We start from the raw sequence: 17428 nt of genomic DNA on the forward strand, positions 1-17428 counted from the left end.
TGGCCCCCGTTCCCCCCACGGGACCGGGGGCCACCTGCACTGCCGGAGGTGGTCAGGAGGCCTCGAAGTGGCTGGGCCGGCCGTCGCGTAGCACCAGGGTGCCCTGCCGCTCGGCGTCGGCCCGGCGCATCAGCTGCCAGCTGCCGTCGAGCCGGTGGAGGGCGGCGGAGTGCCACGGGGTGGTCCAGGCGTCGGGGGCGTCAAGCAGGCGGATGCCGAACTTTGCGGCGCCGCGCGGCTGGGGATGGATGGACAGGCGGACGGTGCGGGGGTGGTGCTGGGCGATGAGGTCGCCCCAGGCGCGGCTGCGCTGGATGACGCCGTAGGCGCGCTGCCGGCATTCGCGCTGGAGGGCCGACTTGGTGCCGGTGAAGTCGACGGTGTCCTCGGTGAGGAAGCGGGTGATGCCGCAGTAGAGGGCGCGGGCGTGGTCATCGCTCTTCACCTCGGCGCGCAATTCCTCCACGGTCGGGGCGTGGGCGGCGTGGACGCGGGCGCGCTTCTCGTCGTACGGGAGGTCGCCGAGCACGTCGCGAAGGTCGAAGACGGACAGGTGGGCCAGGCCCTCGCGCCGGATCACGGCGGTGAGTTCGTCGGAGTAGGCGTCGATGTGCGGGTCGGGGACGCGTATCAGGTCGCCGAAGATGTGGCCGTCGGAGCAGATCTCCATCCGCGCGCCCGGCTCGTACACCTCGCCGACCGCGCGGCACAGGTCGTCGAGGAAGGTGAGGGAGAGCCGTTCGCCCTCGTCGGGGAGGTGACCGAGGACCTTGTCGGGGCTGGGGGACTTGCAGGGGAAGCCGGGCAGGGTGAACACGATCGGGTCGCCCTGCTCAGCGACCTCGCCTATCTGGCGCAGCTGTTCGGGGAAGTCGTCGACGGTGGCCGGGGTGGCGGTGTCGGTGGCCCGGCGGTGGGGCAGGAGCAGTTCCAGGACGGCGGCGCTGATCTGCCGGACGTCTCTGGACATGGGCGTGGCGGTACCGGTGGTGGTCATGCGGCTTCTCCGTGAGGGCATGGCGGGATGGCGTCCCGGCGCCCGCACCCTCCGGTGGGGGCGGGCGGGCCAGGACGCTTGCGACGGGCGGGTTGGGGCTCGCGGTGTGGCCGGGTCGGTCAGATGCGCTTGTCGTAGGCGACGGGAAGCTGGTTGACGCCGCGGGCGAGGACGGCCGGGATCCAGGTCAGGTCGTCGAGGGAGCCCGCGGGCCGCAGGCCGGGCAGGCGGGTGAGCAGGGTGACGATGGCGATCTGGAGTTCGGCGCGGGCGAGGGCGGCGCCGGGACAGAAGTGGATGCCGTGGCCGAAGGCCAGGTGGGAGTTGGGGCTGCGCTCCAGGTCGAGCGTGTCGGCGTCCGGGAACTGTTCGCCGTCGCGGTTTGCGGCGCACAGCGAGACGATGACGGAGTCGCCGGCCGGGATCCGGGTGCCGTGCAGGTCGCTGTCCTCGGCGAAGAAGCGCCAGGTGGTGAGCTCGAAGGCGCTGTCGTAGCGCAGGAGTTCCTCGATCGCCCGGGGCATCAGGTCCGGCTCGTCCCGCAAGCGCGCCAGCTGCTCGGGGTGGCGGAGCAGAGTGATGATCATAGTGGTGATCTGGTTGGTGACGGGCTCCTGGCCAGCGACCAGGAGCTGGAAGATCATCGAGTCGAGTTCCGCCTGGGTGAGCTCCTTGCGGTCCTTGGCGAGGACCAGTCGGGAGAGGAGGTCGTCCTCCCAGTGCTCGCGCTTGTGGGCGACGACGTCGGCGATGTAGGTCTGCAGGCCGAGCAGACGGGCCTCGTAGGCGGGGCGGCCCGGGTCCTGGGGCCCGACGGGCTGGACGACCTTGCCCCAGTCGCGGTCGAAGCGGGCGGCGAGCTCCGGGGGCAGGCCGATGACCTCCGCGAGGACCCGGAACGGGTAGTGCGCGGCGAAGCCGGCCACCAGGTCGGCGCCGCCCTCGGCTGGCAGCTCGTCCACGAGGCTGTCGGCGATCTCATGGAACCGGGGCCGCAGGGATTCCACCCGGCGTGGGGCGAAGGCGTTCAGGACGAGGCGGCGCATCCGGGTGTGCTCCGGCGGGTCCTGGTGCAGAAGGTGCACCTGGAGCTGGGAGTGCTGGGGCTCGGGCATGATCGAGGCCAGCGACCGCCAGTTGTCATTGCCCAGGCGGTGGTTCTTGCCCAGGCGCGGGTCGTCGAGCGCGGAGTGGGCGGCCTCGTAGCCGGTGACCAGCCAGGCGGCGATCCCGGAGGGGAAGCGCACCCGGTGGACGGGTCCCGCGTCGCGCATCCGCTCGTAGAGGTCATAGGGATCGGTCTTGTACGCGGCACCGTACAGGGGTATGGGTTCGCCGGCGGTGGCGCCGGTGACGGGGCAGCGGCCCTCGGTACGGTCGGGGGTGGTCATGCCGGTTTCCTCCGGTAGGGGTGGTGCGGTGGAGAGGGGTTCAGAGGGAGAGGGCGGGGCGGTGGTGGTCGAGCCAGAGCGCGAGGTCGACGACCCGCTCCAGGCGCAGGCGGTGACCCCATGCCAGCTGGTCGGCGGGGGTGTCGAGGGTGGCCTTGATGACCGTCTCGTCGGCGATGTCGCGTACGTAGGGCGCGTCCAGCGCCTCCCGGGCGAGCCGCTGGAGGCCGGCGTTGTAGTCGGCGTGGTGGGTGGCCGGGTAGTGGTTCTTCGGCCGCCACAGCACCGAGTCCGGGGCGATGCCCTGGCCGGTGTCGCGCAGCAGGCTCTTCTCCCGGCCGTCGTGGTTCTTCATCGCCCAGGGGGTGTTGAAGGCGTACTCGACGAGGCGGTGGTCGCAGTAGGGGACGCGGACCTCCAGGCCCTGGGCCATGCTGAGCCGGTCTTTGCGGTGCAGGAGTTGGCGCAGCCAGCGGGTGAGCGAGAGGTGTTGCATCTCGCGCTGGCGGTGCTCGGCCGGGCTCTCGCCGTCCAGGTGCGGGACGGCGGCGAGGGAGCTGCGGTAGGTGTCCTCGCGGAACTCGCGGATGCGCAGGTGGGCGGCGAGGTCGGGGTTGAGCGGCATGGCGGCGTCGTCGCCGGTGACGAGCAGCCAGGGGAAGGCCCGCGCGGCGAGCGCCTCGGGGGTGTGGAACCAGGGGTAGCCGCCGAACACCTCGTCCGCGGCCTCACCGGAGAGCGCGACCGTGGAGTGCTTGCGGATCTCGCCGAACAGCAGGTAGAGCGAGGTGTCCATGTCGCCGACACCGATCGGCGAGTCCCGGGCGACCACGACGGCCCGCCGGTTCTCCAGGTCGAGCAGCGCGCGCGGGTCGAGGACGACGGTGGAGTGTTCGGTGCCGATGAAGGTGCCTGCCTCGGCGGCGTACGGGGTGTCGTGGCCGGTGCGCAGCACGTCGCCGGTGAACTGTTCGGCCTGGTCGCTGTAGTCGACGGCGTAGGAGCGCAGTTTGGCCTGTGCGCCTTCGCGAAGGCGCAGTTCGTCGGCGATCAGGGCGGTGACGACGGTGGAGTCGAGGCCGCCGGAGAGCAGGCTGCACAGTGGGACGTCCGCCTCCAGCTGGGTGCGCGCGGCGCGATTGACCAGGGAGCGGACCCGGTCGGTGGTGGTGGCGAGGTCGTCGGTGTGCGGGCGGGCGGTCAGTTCCCAGTAGCGGCGCTCCCGGACGCCGTCGCGGTCGAGGACGAGCAGCGCGCCGGGTTCCACCTCGCGCACGCCGGCCCATACGGTGGGGCCGGTGTTGAAGAGCAGGCTGTAGGCCTCGCGCAGACCGTCGGCGTCGACGGTGGGGGTGACTTCGGGGTGGGCGAACAGCGCCTTGGGTTCGGAGCCGAACACCAGGCCGCCGTCGACTGTCGTCCAGAACAGCGGCTTGACGCCGAGCCGGTCGCGCACCAGGAGGAGCCGCTGCTGGCGTTCGTCCCAGATGGCGAAGGCGTACATGCCTTCCAGCTGGTCGACTAGGGCGTCGCCCCACTCCAGGTAGGCGCGCAGCACCACCTCGGTGTCGCTACGGGTGACGAAGTGGTGCCCTCTGCCGCGCAGTTCGGCGCGAAGCCGGTGGTGGTTGTAGACCTCGCCGCTGTAGGTGAGCACCACCTGCGGATGGTCCGGGCGGTCGGTCATGGGCTGGGTGCCGCCGGCAAGGTCGATCACCGAGAGGCGGCGGTGGCCGAGCGCGGCGTGGCCACCGAGCCAGACGCCGCCGGCGTCGGGGCCGCGCAGGGCCATGGTGGCGGTCATCGCCTCGATGACGGGGGCCGTGTGGCGGACGTCCTGGTGAAAGGACACCCAGCCGGTGATTCCGCACATGCGTGTGCTCCTGTCGTGAACTGGGTTGGAAGTAGGGGGTTTCAGGCTGTACGGGCCGCGAGGCGGCCGTGTGACGCCAGGAGGACGACGGCGAGGCAGGCGCCGGCCGCCGCGAGTCCGATGCCGGTGTGCAGACCGGCCGCACCGGGTCCGCCCAGGCTCCAGGAGGCCGTGGCGAGGGCCGGGCCGAGGGTGAAGCCGAGGCTGCGGGCCAGCTGGACGGTGGAGCTCGCGGTGGCCGTCGTCGCCGGGGTCGCGGCGCTCATCACCAGGGTCTGGGTAGGCCCGCCGTACAGGCCCATCCCGGCCCCGGCCAGGGCCAGTCGCCAGGCGACGTCCGGCAGGCTCCAGGAGTCGCCGAGCGGCACCAGCAGCAGGAAGCCGGACGCGGTGAGCGCGACCCCGGCGGTAGCGGTGGACCGGGCGCCGAAGCGGTCGGCCAGCCGGCCGCCGAGCGGACCGCCGATCCCCATGGCGAGGGGAAAGCACAGAATGGTCAGGCCGGTGGCGGTGGCGCTCTCGGCCTCGTCGCGCTGCAGGTGCAGGGCGAGCAGATAGTGCACCACCGCGAAGGCCGCCGCGACGGCCAGGACCGCGGTGTTGAGCCCCGCCGTACGGTTCTCCCGCAGGACGGCCAGGACCGGGCGCCCTCCGCCCCGGCGCAGCCACCACAGGACCAGCGGGAGAGCGGGTGCCGCCAGCAGCAGCCAGGCGACCGAGTCGGCCGACAGGGTGAGCCCCAGCAGCACCGCGGCGACGGAACCCCCGATCAGGCCCGCGTCCGCGAGCTCCGCCCGGCCCGGTGCGCGCAGGACACCCCCGGCCGGGACGTGGCGGCGGGCGAGCAGCCAGGCGGCCAGGCAGACCGGGAGCTTGACGAGGAATATGGCCCGCCAGCCGAAGTGGTCGAGCAGCAGCCCGCCCAGGGCCGGGCCGGTGACGGCGCCGAGCGGGCCCAGCGTCGCGGGCACGCTCATCGCCCGCGCCCGCAGCTGCGGCCGGACCGAGCGCATCGCCAGCACCGGCATCAGGACGAACAGCACGGCGCCGAAGGCACCCTGGACGACCCGTGCCGCGATCAGCGCACCGGCCCAGGGCGCCGCCGCGGCGGCGACGCTGCCCAGCGCGAACCCGGCGACGGCCGTCAGTACGGCCGGCCGGGTGCCGACGGCGTCCAGCCAGCGGCCGGCGGGAAGCAGCAGCGCCACCAGCGGGAGCTGGTAGCCCAGCACGGCCCACTGGGCGGTCTGCGCGGATATGTGGAAGCCGTCGGCGACGTCGGCGAGCGCGATGTTCACGATGTTCATGTCGAGCATCGCCACGAACGACAGCATCCCGGCAACCGCGACCAGGCTCCACCGGTCCGCCACCTGCGGCACCTGCTGTGCCGTCGGCGCGCTCACTGGGCGACCCCCTTGACGGCGGGTCCGAACCGGCGCGACGAGCGTTCGTTGAGCCGCATGCCCTGTCCTTCCTCGTGTGCCGGGCGCCGTCGGCAACGGCGCCCGGCACACGAGTCGGACCGGAACCCCGGGAAGTTCCGAACAGTTGCGTGATTCTTTTACGAACATGGGGACGGCGCCGTGCCGGGAACCGCGCCACTCGGACCGGCGCTGGCTGGCAGCGGCAGGGAGACCGAAGGGGCGGCCCGGTCGGCCCGGTGCGTCCCGGTGGGCTGGTCCCTGCTGCTGACCAGGGAGTCGATGTCACCGCGCACCAGGGTGAGCCTGGCCGCGCCGATCGCGGCGTCGGTGCCGGAGCCCATAGCGATGCCGAGGTCGGCGGCGGCGGGAGTCGGCAGCCCCGACTCCCTGACTGACACCCCCGCTAACATCCCGATAAAATGACCGCCTCAGGTGTGCCGGGAAGTCTGGTCGGCTCGGGGGACGACTGCGGCGACAGGGCGGCGGCGCCCCGCTCTTTGTGATGGAGTCTGCCGCTGATGCACGCCGTGGGGATCATCCTGCTCCTGGTCGTCCTGGCCACCACCGTGGCCACTTTCGCCGGGCGTTTGCGTGTGCCCGCCCCGTCCCTGCTGGTGCTGGCCGGCCTCGGGATCGCGATGATCCCGGGCGTGCCCGCCCTGCACATTCCGCCTCAGGCCATCGCTCTGGTCGTCCTGCCGCCCCTGCTCTACGCCTCCGCCGAGGAACTGTCCCTGCGCGACCTGCGCACGGTGTGGCGACCGGTGACGATCCTGTCCTTCGGCCTGGTCTTCGCCTCCGCCGCCGCCGTGGCTGGACGCTGCCCCTCACCCGCGCGGTCAAGCCCACCTGCGGCAGGCTCTCCTGGCGGGTCGCCGGGGTGGTCACCTGGGCCGGCACCCGCGGCGTCATGCCGCTGACCGCCGCTCTCTCCGTCCCCCTCACGGCCGACGACGGCAGCATCCTCGCCGGACGTCCCCTCATCCTCGTCCTGACCACCTCGGTCGTCGTCTTCACCCTCGTCGTCCAAGGCCTGACCCTCGCCGCCGTGGTCAACCGCTCTGGCCTGTCCCTGGAACCCGAACACACCGCCCGCGAGGAGAACGACGCCCGCGACGCCCTCAACCGCGCCGCCCTCGACCACGTCGACCACCTCGCCACCCTGGAGGTCATGCCCGACACTGCCGTCGACCGCGTCCGCCGCGGTCTCGCCGCCCGCCTCGACCACACCCCCGAGACCCCGGAGGGCACCACCGCGGGCGCCGCCTACCGCCAGCTGCGCCACGAGGTCATCGCCGTCCAGAGCACCGAACTGCACTGCCTCTACGACGAGCACCGCATCAGCGACACCACCCGCCGTCGCCTCCAGCACGACCTCGACCGCGAGGAAGCCGCCCTCGGCACCCGCTGACCATCCGGGGCTGTGATCAAGCTCCGGATCAGGCCGCCTTCGCCGGACGGGTGGACGACTCCAACGCGGCACCGGCCTGGTCGGCGAGCGTCACCGCCACCAGCAGCAGCAGGGCCACGTTGGTGTTGGCCAGGTGCCCGCGCAACGGCAGCAGCATCGCACTCAGCGCGAGCGGGATCACCATCGCCGCGAGCAGGGAGACCGGGCCTCTCATCACGTACCGGCGCATCGCACACCTCCGGGTTCCGGTGTAGGCAGTGCGCGGGCCGGGCGCGACCCGCAGGGCAGCGCATTAACGCGATCCTTGCGGTCACCGCGGCAGGAGAGCCCGGCCGCCCGGCGGGGCGACGATGGAAGACGGAGGCGCGATCAGAGGGAGGACCACATGCCTCGCGGCCGGTTGCGGGTCTACCTCGGGGCCGCTCCCGGGGTCGGCAAGACGTACGACATGCTCGCCGAGGGGCAGCGCCGTGCCTCGCGAGGGACGGACGTGGTCGTCGCCTTCATGGAGGACTACGGCCGCCCGCTGACCCGCCGGATGGCCGAGGGCTTGGAGACCGTGGCCCGCCGGACCATGACCTACCGGGGCTGCACCTTCACCGAGATGGACCTGGACGCCGTGCTGGCCCGCCGCCCCCGGGTGGCCCTGGTCGACGAGCTGGCGCACACCAACGTCCCGGGATGCCGGCACGAGAAGCGCTGGCAGGACGTCGAGGAGCTGCTGGAGTCCGGGATCGACGTCATCTCCACGGTCAACATCCAGCACCTGGAGTCGCTGAACGATGTGGTGGAGCAGATCACCGGCATCCGGCAGCGCGAGACGATCCCGGACGACGTAGTGCGCCGCGCCGACCAGATCGAGCTGGTCGACATGTCCGCCGAGGCCCTGCGCAGGCGGATGGCGCACGGCAACGTCTACCCGCCCGAGAGGATCGACGCGGCCCTCGCGAACTTCTTCCGGGCCGGCAACCTGACCGCCCTGCGGGAGCTCGCCCTGCTCTGGGCGGCCGACCGTGTCGACGAGGCCCTGCTGCGCTACCGCCACGACCACGGCATCCAGCAGCCATGGGGCACGCGGGAACGCGTCCTGGTCGCGCTGTCCGGCGGTCCCGAAGGAGACACCCTCATCCGGCGGGCCAAGCGCACCGCCTCCCGCGGCGCGGGCGGCGAGTTCCTGGCCGTCCACGTCGCCCACGACGATGGACTGGCCGGCGCGTCCCCGCAACTGCTGGCCAGCCAGCGCGCCCTCGTGGAGAGCCTCGGCGGCAGCTGGCAGGCGGTGAACGGAGACGACCCGGCACAGGCGGTGCTGGCCTTCGCCCGGCAGGTCAACGCCACCCAGATCGTCATCGGCGCCACCCGCCGTAGCCGCCTCAAAAACCTCTTCGGCCGCGGCACCGGCGAGACCATCATCGAAGGCTCCGGCGACGACATCGACGTCTACGTCGTCACCCACTCCGAAGCCGCCCATGGCCGGTTCCTGCCCAGCCGCCGGTCTCGCGAAAAGCGTTGACCACGACCTTTCCGGCCGAGACGGGCCACCGGCAGGAAACGTTTCGGACAACCGCTGGTCTCGTGCGCGTGACGCCGCCGTCAAAGCCGCATCAAAGTTCGGATTCACCCGTATGGAACGCGTCAGGGAACGATGACGCGTTCCATACGGCTGGTTTGCTGCCCTCTGCCGGTTCGTCCGCCGGTGCCGCACACGTCTCCGGGCAGTGCCTGCGGCGTCCCCCACATCCCCCACCAGGTGGAACCCATGCTCGATCTCGTGTTCGTCGGCCTCACGGTTGCCGTGTTCGCCGTCATCGCCCTGATCGCGAAGGGGGTCGAGAAGCTGTGAGCGCCGAGAACCTCGCAGGCCTGATCGTCGCCGTCGCACTCGTCGGCTACCTCGTCGTCGCGCTGATCTTCCCGGAGAAGTTCTGATCATGAGCTCCACTGCTGCTGGTTGGCTTCAGGCCCTCGCCCTCGTCGGCGCACTGGCCCTGTGCTACCGCCCCCTCGGCGACTACATCGCCAAGCTCCTCACCACCGCCAAGCACCTCAGAGTCGAGCGCGGCGTCTACAAGCTGATCGGCGTCGACGGTGACGCCGACCAGCGCTGGCCGGTGTACCTGCGCTCGGTGCTGGCCTTCTCGGCCGTCTCCGTCCTCTTCCTCTACGCCCTGATCCGTCTCCAGACGCACCTGCTGCTGAGCCTGGGTGTGCCGGAGATGGAGGCACACCAGGCCTGGAACACCGCCATCTCGTTCGTCACCAACACCAACTGGCAGTCCTACAGCGGCGAGTCCGCGATGGGCCACCTGGTGCAGATGGCGGGCCTCGCGGTGCAGAACTTCGTCTCCGCCGCCGTCGGCATCGCCGTCATGGCCACGCTGATCCGCGGGTTCATGCGGAACAAGACCGACCGGGTCGGCAACTTCTGGGTCGACCTCACCCGGATCACGCTGCGCCTGCTGCTGCCGCTCTCGATCGTGCTCGCGCTCGTCCTGGTGGCCAACGGCGTGGTCCAGAACTTCCACGGCTTCCACGAGGTCACCTCGCTCGCGGGCGACGTACAGAAGATCCCGGGCGGCCCGGTGGCCTCCCAGGAGGTCATCAAGGAGCTCGGCACCAACGGCGGCGGCTTCTTCAACGCCAACTCCTCCCACCCGTTCGAGAACCCGACCGGCTTCACCAACGGGCTGGAGATCTTCCTGCTCCTGGTGATCCCGTTCGCCCTGCCGCGCACCTTCGGCAAGATGGTCGGCGACAACCGCCAGGGCTACGCGCTCGTCTCCGTCATGGCGATCTTCTGGGTCGCCTCCGTCGCCCTGCTGACCCTCGCCGAGGCGCAGCACCACGGCACCGCCCTGCAGGCCGCCGGCGGCGCGATGGAGGGCAAGGAGCAGCGGTTCGGCATCGCCGCGTCCACGCTGTTCGCCGCCTCGACGACGCTGACGTCGACCGGTGCGGTGAACTCCTTCCACGACTCGTTCACACCGTTCGGCGGCGGGATCACGATCTTCAACATGATGCTGGGCGAGATCGCGCCCGGCGGTGTGGGCTCTGGCCTGTACGGCATGCTGATCCTCGCCGTCGTGGCGGTGTTCGTCGCCGGTCTGATGGTCGGGCGCACGCCGGAGTACCTGGGCAAGAAGCTCGGCGGCCGGGAGATGAAGTTCGCCTCCCTCTACATCCTGACGACCCCTGCTCTGGTGCTGGTCGGCACGGGTGTGGCGATGGCCCTGCCGGGCGAGCGGGCCGGGATGCTCAACAGCGGGGCGCACGGCTTCTCCGAGGTGCTGTACGCGTTCACCTCCGCGAGCAACAACAACGGTTCGGCGTTCGCCGGTATCACCGTGAACACCGACTGGTACGACACCGCGCTGGGCCTGTGCATGGTGCTCGGCCGGTTCCTGCCGATGGTGTTCGTCCTGGCGCTGGCCGGTTCGCTCGCTCAGCAGCAGCCGGTCCCGGCCACTCCGGGCACCCTGCCCACCCACAAGCCGCTGTTCGTCGGGCTGCTGTCCGGTGTCGTGCTGATCGTCGTCGGCCTCACCTACTTCCCGGCCCTGGCCCTCGGGCCGCTCGCAGAAGGTCTCCACTGATGTCCACCACCCACAACCCCGCACCGGTCGACCACAGCACGGCCCCGCACCGAGTCCAGAGCGGCCTTCTCGACCCCAAGCTCATCCTCACGTCGCTCCCCGACGCGGTGAAGAAGCTCGACCCCCGGGTGATGGTCAAGAACCCGGTCATGTTCGTGGTCGAGGTCGGCTCGGTCGTCACCACGATCTCCGCGATCGCGAGCCCGTCCGTGTTCGCCTGGTCGATCACCGTGTGGCTCTGGCTGACCACGGTCTTCGCCAACCTGGCCGAGGCCGTCGCCGAGGGCCGCGGCAAGGCCCAGGCCGACACCCTGCGCAAGACCAAGACCGAGAGCGTCGCGCGTCGCCTCACCAACTGGCCCGCCACCCAGGACGAGGAGGAGGTCCCGGGCACCGCCCTGCAACTGGGTGACCACGTCGTGGTCGAGGCCGGCCAGATCATCCCCGGCGACGGCGACGTCGTCGAGGGCGTCGCGAGCGTCGACGAGTCGGCGATCACCGGCGAGTCCGCGCCGGTCATCCGCGAGTCCGGCGGTGACCGCAGCGCCGTCACCGGCGGCACCAAGGTGCTGTCCGACCGGATCGTGGTGAAGATCGCCTCGGAGCCCGGCAAGTCGTTCATCGACCGGATGATCGCCCTGGTCGAGGGCGCCGCCCGGCAGAAGACGCCGAACGAGATCGCACTGAACATCCTGCTGGCCTCGCTGACCATCGTCTTCCTGGTCGCGGTCGTGACCCTGCAGCCGATGGCGACGTTCGCGGGTGCCCCGCAGTCGATGGTCGTGCTGGTCGCGCTGATCGTGGCGCTCATCCCGACCACCATCGGCGCGCTGCTGTCCGCGATCGGCATCGCGGGCATGGACCGCCTGGTGCAGCGCAACGTGCTGGCGATGTCCGGGCGCGCCGTCGAGGCCGCCGGCGACGTCAACACCCTGCTGCTCGACAAGACCGGCACCATCACCCTGGGCAACCGCCAGGCCGCCGAGTTCCTGCCCGCCGAAGGTGTCGAGATCGGCGAGCTGGCGGACGCCGCGCAGCTGTCCTCGCTCGCCGACGAGACGCCGGAGGGCCGCTCGATCGTCGTCCTCGCCAAGACCGAGTACGGCCTGCGGGCCCGCGCACAGGGCGAGCTTGCCCACGCGACCTGGGTCCCGTTCACGGCCCAGACCCGCATGTCGGGCGTGGACGTGGACGGCGTGCAGGTCCGCAAGGGCGCGGCCGGCTCGGTCGCCAACTGGGTGACCGACAACGGCGGTTCGGTCGGGCCGGACGTGGCACAGCTGGTGGACGGCATCTCCGCCGCCGGCGGTACGCCGCTGGTGGTGGCCGCGAAGAACGGCGACGAGGCTCCTCGCGTCCTCGGGGTGATCTACCTGAAGGACGTGGTGAAGGAGGGCATGCGCGAGCGGTTCGACGAGCTGCGCCGGATGGGCATCAAGACCATCATGATCACGGGCGACAACCCGCTGACCGCCAAGGCGATCGCGGAGGAGGCCGGTGTGGACGACTTCCTCGCCGAGGCCACGCCCGAGGACAAGATGGCCCTGATCAGGAAGGAGCAGGAGGGCGGCAAGCTGGTCGCGATGACCGGCGACGGCACCAACGACGCCCCCGCGCTCGCCCAGGCCGACGTCGGCGTCGCGATGAACACCGGGACCATGGCGGCCAAGGAGGCCGGCAACATGGTCGACCTGGACTCCAACCCGACCAAGCTGATCGAGATCGTCGAGATCGGCAAGCAGCTGCTGATCACCCGTGGCGCGCTGACCACGTTCTCGATCTCGAACGACGTGGCCAAGTACTTCGCGATCATCCCCGCGATGTTCGCCGGGGTCTACCCGGGCCTGAAGCACCTGAACATCATGGGCCTGCACAGCCCCCAGTCCGCGATCACCTCGGCGATCATCTTCAACGCCCTGGTCATCATCGGCCTGATCCCGCTCGCCCTGCGCGGCGTGAAGTACCGCCCGTCCGACGCCAGTTCCCTGCTGGCCCGGAACATCGGGGTCTACGGCGTCGGCGGTCTGGTGGTGCCGTTCGTCGGCATCAAGCTGATCGACCTGATCGTCCAGTTCATCCCCGGTCTGAGCTGAGAGAACGAGAACCATGCCCACCATCGTGCGCACCCACCTCACCGCGCTGCGGGCGCTGCTGGTGATGACCGTCCTGTGCGGCATCGCCTACCCGCTGCTGATCACCGGCATCAGCCAGGTCGCCTTCAGCGACAAGGCCAACGGCTCGATCGTGAAGGCCGACGGCAAGGATGTCGGTTCCAGCCTGCTCGGCCAGAACTACAACCTGCCGAAGAAGAACCCGGACGACCCGAAGGAGGACCCGGTGCCGGACCCGAAGTGGTTCCAGCCCCGGCCCTCCGCCAACAACTACGCCGGCGACAACTCGGGCGCCTCCAACCTCGGCCCGAACAGCGAGGACCTGCTCAAGGCCGTCAACGACCGCCGCGCCGCCGTCGCCGCCTTCGACGGCGTCGACCCGGCGAGCGTCCCGGCCGACGCGCTGACCGCCTCCGGCTCCGGCCTCGACCCGCACATCTCGGTCGCCTACGCCAAGGAGCAGGTCAACCGGGTCGCCCGGGAACGGAACATCCCGGCCGACACGCTGAACCAGCTCATCGACAAGTACACCGAGGGCCGCTCGCTCGGCTTCCTCGGCCAGGAGGGCGTCAACGTCGTCCTCCTCAACAAGGCCGTGAACGAGACGAAGTGATCGCCGCGGCGACCTGAGGATCCCGACCGGCCCGAGTGCGCAGGACCACCTGCGTGCCCGGGTCGGTCGCCCGCGTTGCGCGCCGTCCCAGCGGACCACACTCCACGGTCCGCCTTTCCCGGACACCCCTTCGTACCGGCCACCCTTCGTCAGAAAGCGCAGCACCCATGTCCCCTGACCTCACTCCCGGCACCGTTCATCGCCGCGGACGGCTGCGGGTCTACCTCGGATCGGCCCCCGGCGTCGGCAAGACCTACCGGATGCTGGACGAGGCCCACCGGCGGCGGGATCGCGGCGCGGACGTGGTCGTCGGCTTCATCGAGACCCACGGGCGCCGGCACACCGCAGGGATGCTCGACGGACTTGACATCGTCCCCCGCGTCCACCGCTCCTACCGCGACGCCGAGTTCGAGGAGATGGACCTCGACGCCGTGCTCGCCCGCCGCCCCTCCGTCGTCCTGGTCGACGAACTCGCCCACACCAACATCCCCGGCGGCCGCAACGCCAAGCGCTGGCAGGACGTCGAGGAACTGCTCGCCGCCGGCATCGACGTCATCACCACCCTCAACATCCAGCACCTCGAATCGCTGAACGACGTCGTCCAGAAGATCACCGGGATCCCCCAGCGCGAGACCGTCCCCGACGAGGTCGTGCGCCGGGCCGACCAGATCGAACTCGTCGACATGGCCCCCCAGGCGCTGCGCCGCCGCATGGCCCACGGCAACGTCTACAAGGCGGAGAAGGTCGACGCCGCCCTGACCAACTACTTCCGGGTCGGGAACCTCACCGCCCTGCGCGAACTCGCCCTGCTCTGGGTCGCCGGCCGGGTCGACGAAGGACTGCGCGACTACCGGGCGACTCACAACATCGACCGGGTCTGGGAGACCCGCGAACGCGTCGTGGTGGCGCTGACCGGCGGCCCTGAGGGCGAGACGATCATCCGCCGCGCCGCCCGGATCGCCGACCGCACCGCCGGCGGAGAACTGCTCGCCGTCCACGTCAGCCGCAGCGACGGCCTCGCGGGCGCCTCGCCCGGTGCACTCGCCCAACAGCGCCAGCTGGTGGAGGACCTGGGCGGCAGCTACCACGTGGTCGTCGGCGACGACGTGCCCACCGCGCTGCTGGCCTTCGCCCGCGCTCACAACGCCACCCAGCTGGTGCTCGGCACCAGCCGCCGCGGCCGGATCAACCGCTTCCTCACCGGCCCCGGAAACGGCCAGACGACCATCGACGCGTCCGAGGACATCGACGTCCACATGGTCACCCACGAGTTCACCGGCCGCGGCCGGATCCTGCCCAAGCTCGGCCCCCGCCACTCCAGGCGCCGCACCGTCGCCGGCTTCGCCGCCGGCCTGGTGGTGCCCGCGCTGCTGACAGCCGTACTGTCCCAGTTCCACCACTCGGTCAACCTCACGACGGACGCCCTGATCTTCCAACTCGGCGTCGTGGCCGTTGCGTTGCTCGGCGGCGCGACATCGGCGCTGCTGGCCTCGCTGGTGGCCTCGCTGCTGCTCAACTACTTCTTCATCCCGCCCGTCCACACCTTCACCATCGACGAGACCAACAACTTCATCGCCCTGGTGGTATTCGCGGTCGTCGCGCTCACCGTCGCCACCGTCGTCGACCACGCCGCCCGCCTCACCACCAGAGCCGCCCGCGCCACGGCCGAGGCCGAGACCCTCTCCACCCTGGCCGGCAGCGTGCTGCGCGGCGCCGACGCCCTGCCCGCACTGCTGGACAAGACCCGCACCGCGTTCGGCCTGGACTCCGTCGCCCTGCTGGACCGCGACGGCGGCACCATCGCCCGCAGCGACTCCGACGGCGACCCGGCCGCGGACCGTACGGTCACCGAACTGCCGGCCGGACCGGACGCGCTGCTGATCCTGGCCGGACACCAGATCTCCGCCACCGACCAGCGCGTCCTGACGGCCTTCACCGCACACGTCACCGCCGCGCTGGAACGCGACCGCCTCGCCACCGCAGCCGCCGAGGTCGAACCGATCAAGGCCGCCGACAAGATGCGCACCGCCCTGCTCGCCGCCGTCAGCCACGACCTGCGCACCCCGCTCGCCGCCGCCCTCGCCGCCGTCGGCTCGCTGCTCAGCGCGGACGTGGAGTTCGCCCCCTCCGACCGCGACGAACTCCTCACCATGGCCAACGAGTCGCTGTTCAAGCTCACCGCACTGGTCGACAACCTCCTCGACATGAGCCGCCTTCAGGCCGGTGCCCTCACCCTCCACCTGGAGGCCACCCAGCTCGACGAGGTGCTGCCCCGGGCGATGGACTCCCTGGCCGACCCGGACGCCGCCGTCCAGCCGCTCGACCTGGACACCGCCCCGCCGGTGCTCGCCGACCCGCCCCTGCTGGAACGCGTCCTCGCCAACCTCATCGCCAACGCGCTGCGCCACAACGCCCCCGGCGCGCCCGTCCTGGTCACCGCCAGCCACCACGCCGACCAGGTCGAGATCCGCGTCGTCGACCGCGGCCCCGGCATCGCCCCCGAGGACCGCGACCGGGTCTTCCTGCCCTTCCAGCGCCTCGGCGACACCGACAACACCACCGGCGTCGGCCTCGGCCTCGCCCTCTCCCGCGGCCTCGCCGAAGCCATGGGCGGCACCCTGGAAGTCGAGGACACCCCAGGCGGCGGCACCACCATGCTGCTCACCCTGCCCGCAGCCACCCAGGTCGAGGAGGAGCGGTGAGCCGCATTCTGCTGGTCGACGACGATCCGCTCCTCCTGCAGACCCTGCGGATCAATCTCCGCGCCCGCCAGTACGCGGTCATCACCGCAAGCAGCGGCCAGGAGGCACTCGATACGGCCGCGCGCGAGCAGCCCGACGCGGTCCTCCTCGACCTCGGCCTGCCGGACTTCAAGGGCCTCGACGTCCTCCAGGGCCTGCGCGCATGCCTCGATTCGCCGATCATCGTGCTCTCCGGCCGCACCGAGCCCGAAGAGGTGATCCGCGCCCTCGACGCCGGAGCCGACGACTACGTCACCAAGCCGTTCGACCCCGACGAGCTGTTCGCCCGGCTGCGGGCCGTCCTGCGCAGACCGTCCCGCCTCGTCCGCGAGCACAACCCCAGGATCGGCGAGTACGAGATCGACACGGACGCCACCACCGCCACCGGGCCGGACGGGACCGTCCGTCTCACCCCCACCGAGTGGAAGATCCTCACCCTTCTGCTGGCTAACCCGGGCCACCTGGTGTCCGGCCGCCAGATCCTACGCGAGGTATGGGGCCCCACCGCCGAGAAACAGCGCCACTACCTGCGCGTCTACCTCGCGGGCCTGCGCCGAAAGCTCGAACCCGACCCCGCCCACCCCCGCCACCTGATCACCGAGGCCGGCATGGGCTACCGCTACGAGCCCTGACCCGCCCCTGGGGGCACCAGGTCCGAAGGCAGTGAGCTGAACACGTACGGCCCGCCCGGCAGGTCGATGGTGTTGGTGCAGCCGAGCGCCTTCTCGGCTGCCCGGTGGGCGAACGCCACCGCCAACTCCGCCGTCTTCTGCCGGCCCGGGGCGGGATCCGAGTTGCCCCCGGCGTTCTGGACCGCAGCCGTCGCCGTGTAGTACCAGATCAGCTCCTTGCCGTCGGCGCCCGACCTGGTGACACAGGTGAAGCGGACCACGGCGGCGCCGTCCCCGGCCTCACCACCCGGGAACGACTGGGCGTCCGCCGGTACGTCCTTCCGTTCGAGGGTGGTTCGGTCCTGTTCGTCGCCCGCACCGCTCACCCTGACGCTCAGGTCCCGCCGGTGCTCGCCGTCCACGAAGCAGGACAGGATGTCGGGCAAGGTGGACCCGCCCGGAATGAACGTGGTGTCGACCCGGACCTGTCGGGTGGACCCCAGGGACGCGGCGAAGCGCGGGTCGTCGAGGGTTCCCCGGCACTCTCCGTGGGAGAGGTCCACGGCCGGCGGGTGCTTCACGCTCTGATCGAGGTGGTAGTGCCAGCCGAACAGGCCGGCGCCGAGGACGACCACGACAGCAGCGGACCCTGCCACCCATCGG

General features: G+C 71.1%; 16 protein-coding genes. 9 read left to right on the forward strand and 7 right to left on the reverse strand.

What is annotated here, in order from left to right; all coding sequences use genetic code 11:
* Positions 1-52: 52 nt before the first annotated feature.
* The 5 genes from BOQ63_RS14785 to BOQ63_RS14805 form a co-directional block, all read right to left on the reverse strand.
* Positions 53-997, reverse strand: coding sequence for an L-tyrosine/L-tryptophan isonitrile synthase family protein (locus BOQ63_RS14785; RefSeq protein WP_223885938.1), 945 nt, complete (start codon positions 995-997; stop codon positions 53-55).
* Positions 998-1116: 119 nt separating this feature from the next.
* On the reverse strand, positions 1117-2388 hold the full coding sequence (locus BOQ63_RS14790) for a cytochrome P450 family protein (RefSeq protein ID WP_072654414.1): 1272 nt from the start codon (positions 2386-2388) through the stop codon (positions 1117-1119).
* A gap of 40 nt (positions 2389-2428) precedes the next feature.
* On the reverse strand, positions 2429-4261 hold the full coding sequence (gene asnB, locus BOQ63_RS14795; protein ID WP_072654415.1) for an asparagine synthase (glutamine-hydrolyzing): 1833 nt from the start codon (positions 4259-4261) through the stop codon (positions 2429-2431).
* A 41-nt stretch (positions 4262-4302) separates the two neighbouring features.
* A complete protein-coding gene (locus tag BOQ63_RS14800) occupies positions 4303-5664 on the reverse strand; it encodes an MFS transporter (RefSeq protein ID WP_223885939.1) in 1362 nt (453 codons plus the stop codon).
* Between the two features lie 158 nt (positions 5665-5822).
* Entirely contained in the window at positions 5823-6083 is a 261-nt protein-coding gene (locus BOQ63_RS14805) for a hypothetical protein (protein WP_143174726.1), read from the reverse strand.
* Positions 6084-6203: 120 nt separating this feature from the next.
* Between BOQ63_RS14805 and BOQ63_RS14810 the strand changes: the two genes are divergently transcribed.
* Together BOQ63_RS14810 and BOQ63_RS14815 are read left to right on the forward strand one after the other, a co-directional pair.
* Entirely contained in the window at positions 6204-6605 is a 402-nt protein-coding gene (locus tag BOQ63_RS14810; RefSeq protein WP_223885940.1) for a cation:proton antiporter domain-containing protein, read from the forward strand.
* Complete coding sequence (locus BOQ63_RS14815) at positions 6506-7096, forward strand: cation:proton antiporter (protein ID WP_223886237.1); 591 nt, start codon at positions 6506-6508, stop codon at positions 7094-7096. The genes BOQ63_RS14810 and BOQ63_RS14815 overlap by 100 nt, the downstream gene beginning before the upstream one ends.
* A 28-nt stretch (positions 7097-7124) precedes the next feature.
* Here the strand turns inward: BOQ63_RS14815 and BOQ63_RS14820 are convergent, their stop codons facing one another.
* Positions 7125-7325 carry a hypothetical protein gene (locus BOQ63_RS14820; protein ID WP_030289152.1) on the reverse strand — a complete coding sequence of 67 codons (201 nt, stop codon included), beginning with the start codon at positions 7323-7325 and terminating at the stop codon, positions 7125-7127.
* Between the two features lie 156 nt (positions 7326-7481).
* On the opposite strand from BOQ63_RS14820, the gene BOQ63_RS14825 reads away from it, so the two are divergent.
* The 7 genes from BOQ63_RS14825 (at position 7482) to BOQ63_RS14855 (ending at position 16786) form a co-directional block, all read left to right on the forward strand.
* Positions 7482-8609 carry a universal stress protein gene (locus tag BOQ63_RS14825; RefSeq protein WP_072654417.1) on the forward strand — a complete coding sequence of 376 codons (1128 nt, stop codon included), beginning with the start codon at positions 7482-7484 and terminating at the stop codon, positions 8607-8609.
* Positions 8610-8935: 326 nt separating this feature from the next.
* The gene (gene kdpF / locus BOQ63_RS14830; protein WP_037830997.1) at positions 8936-9025 is read left to right on the forward strand and encodes a K(+)-transporting ATPase subunit F; all 90 of its coding nucleotides are present in this window, start codon (positions 8936-8938) and stop codon (positions 9023-9025) included.
* A 2-nt stretch (positions 9026-9027) separates the two neighbouring features.
* A complete protein-coding gene (gene kdpA, locus BOQ63_RS14835; RefSeq protein WP_150475911.1) occupies positions 9028-10689 on the forward strand; it encodes a potassium-transporting ATPase subunit KdpA in 1662 nt (553 codons plus the stop codon).
* Positions 10689-12782, forward strand: a complete 2094-nt coding sequence (kdpB, locus tag BOQ63_RS14840; protein ID WP_150475912.1) for a potassium-transporting ATPase subunit KdpB — start codon at positions 10689-10691, stop codon at positions 12780-12782. Before kdpA ends, kdpB begins: the two co-directional genes overlap by 1 nt.
* Before the next feature lie 13 nt (positions 12783-12795).
* On the forward strand, positions 12796-13413 hold the full coding sequence (kdpC, locus tag BOQ63_RS14845; protein ID WP_030291235.1) for a K(+)-transporting ATPase subunit C: 618 nt from the start codon (positions 12796-12798) through the stop codon (positions 13411-13413).
* A gap of 167 nt (positions 13414-13580) precedes the next feature.
* Entirely contained in the window at positions 13581-16115 is a 2535-nt protein-coding gene (locus BOQ63_RS14850) for an ATP-binding protein (protein WP_072654420.1), read from the forward strand.
* The gene (locus BOQ63_RS14855) at positions 16112-16786 is read left to right on the forward strand and encodes a response regulator (RefSeq protein ID WP_030289247.1); all 675 of its coding nucleotides are present in this window, start codon (positions 16112-16114) and stop codon (positions 16784-16786) included. Before BOQ63_RS14850 ends, BOQ63_RS14855 begins: the two co-directional genes overlap by 4 nt.
* On the opposite strand, the gene BOQ63_RS14860 is transcribed toward BOQ63_RS14855, so the two are convergent.
* On the reverse strand, positions 16774-17421 hold the full coding sequence (locus BOQ63_RS14860; protein ID WP_143174727.1) for a hypothetical protein: 648 nt from the start codon (positions 17419-17421) through the stop codon (positions 16774-16776). The two genes, BOQ63_RS14855 and BOQ63_RS14860, sit on opposite strands and share 13 nt — an antisense overlap.
* Between the last annotated feature and the right edge of the window lie 7 nt (positions 17422-17428).

Origin of the sequence: Streptomyces viridifaciens, from assembly GCF_001888885.2 — a bacterium.
Taxonomy (GTDB): domain Bacteria; phylum Actinomycetota; class Actinomycetes; order Streptomycetales; family Streptomycetaceae; genus Kitasatospora; species Kitasatospora aureofaciens.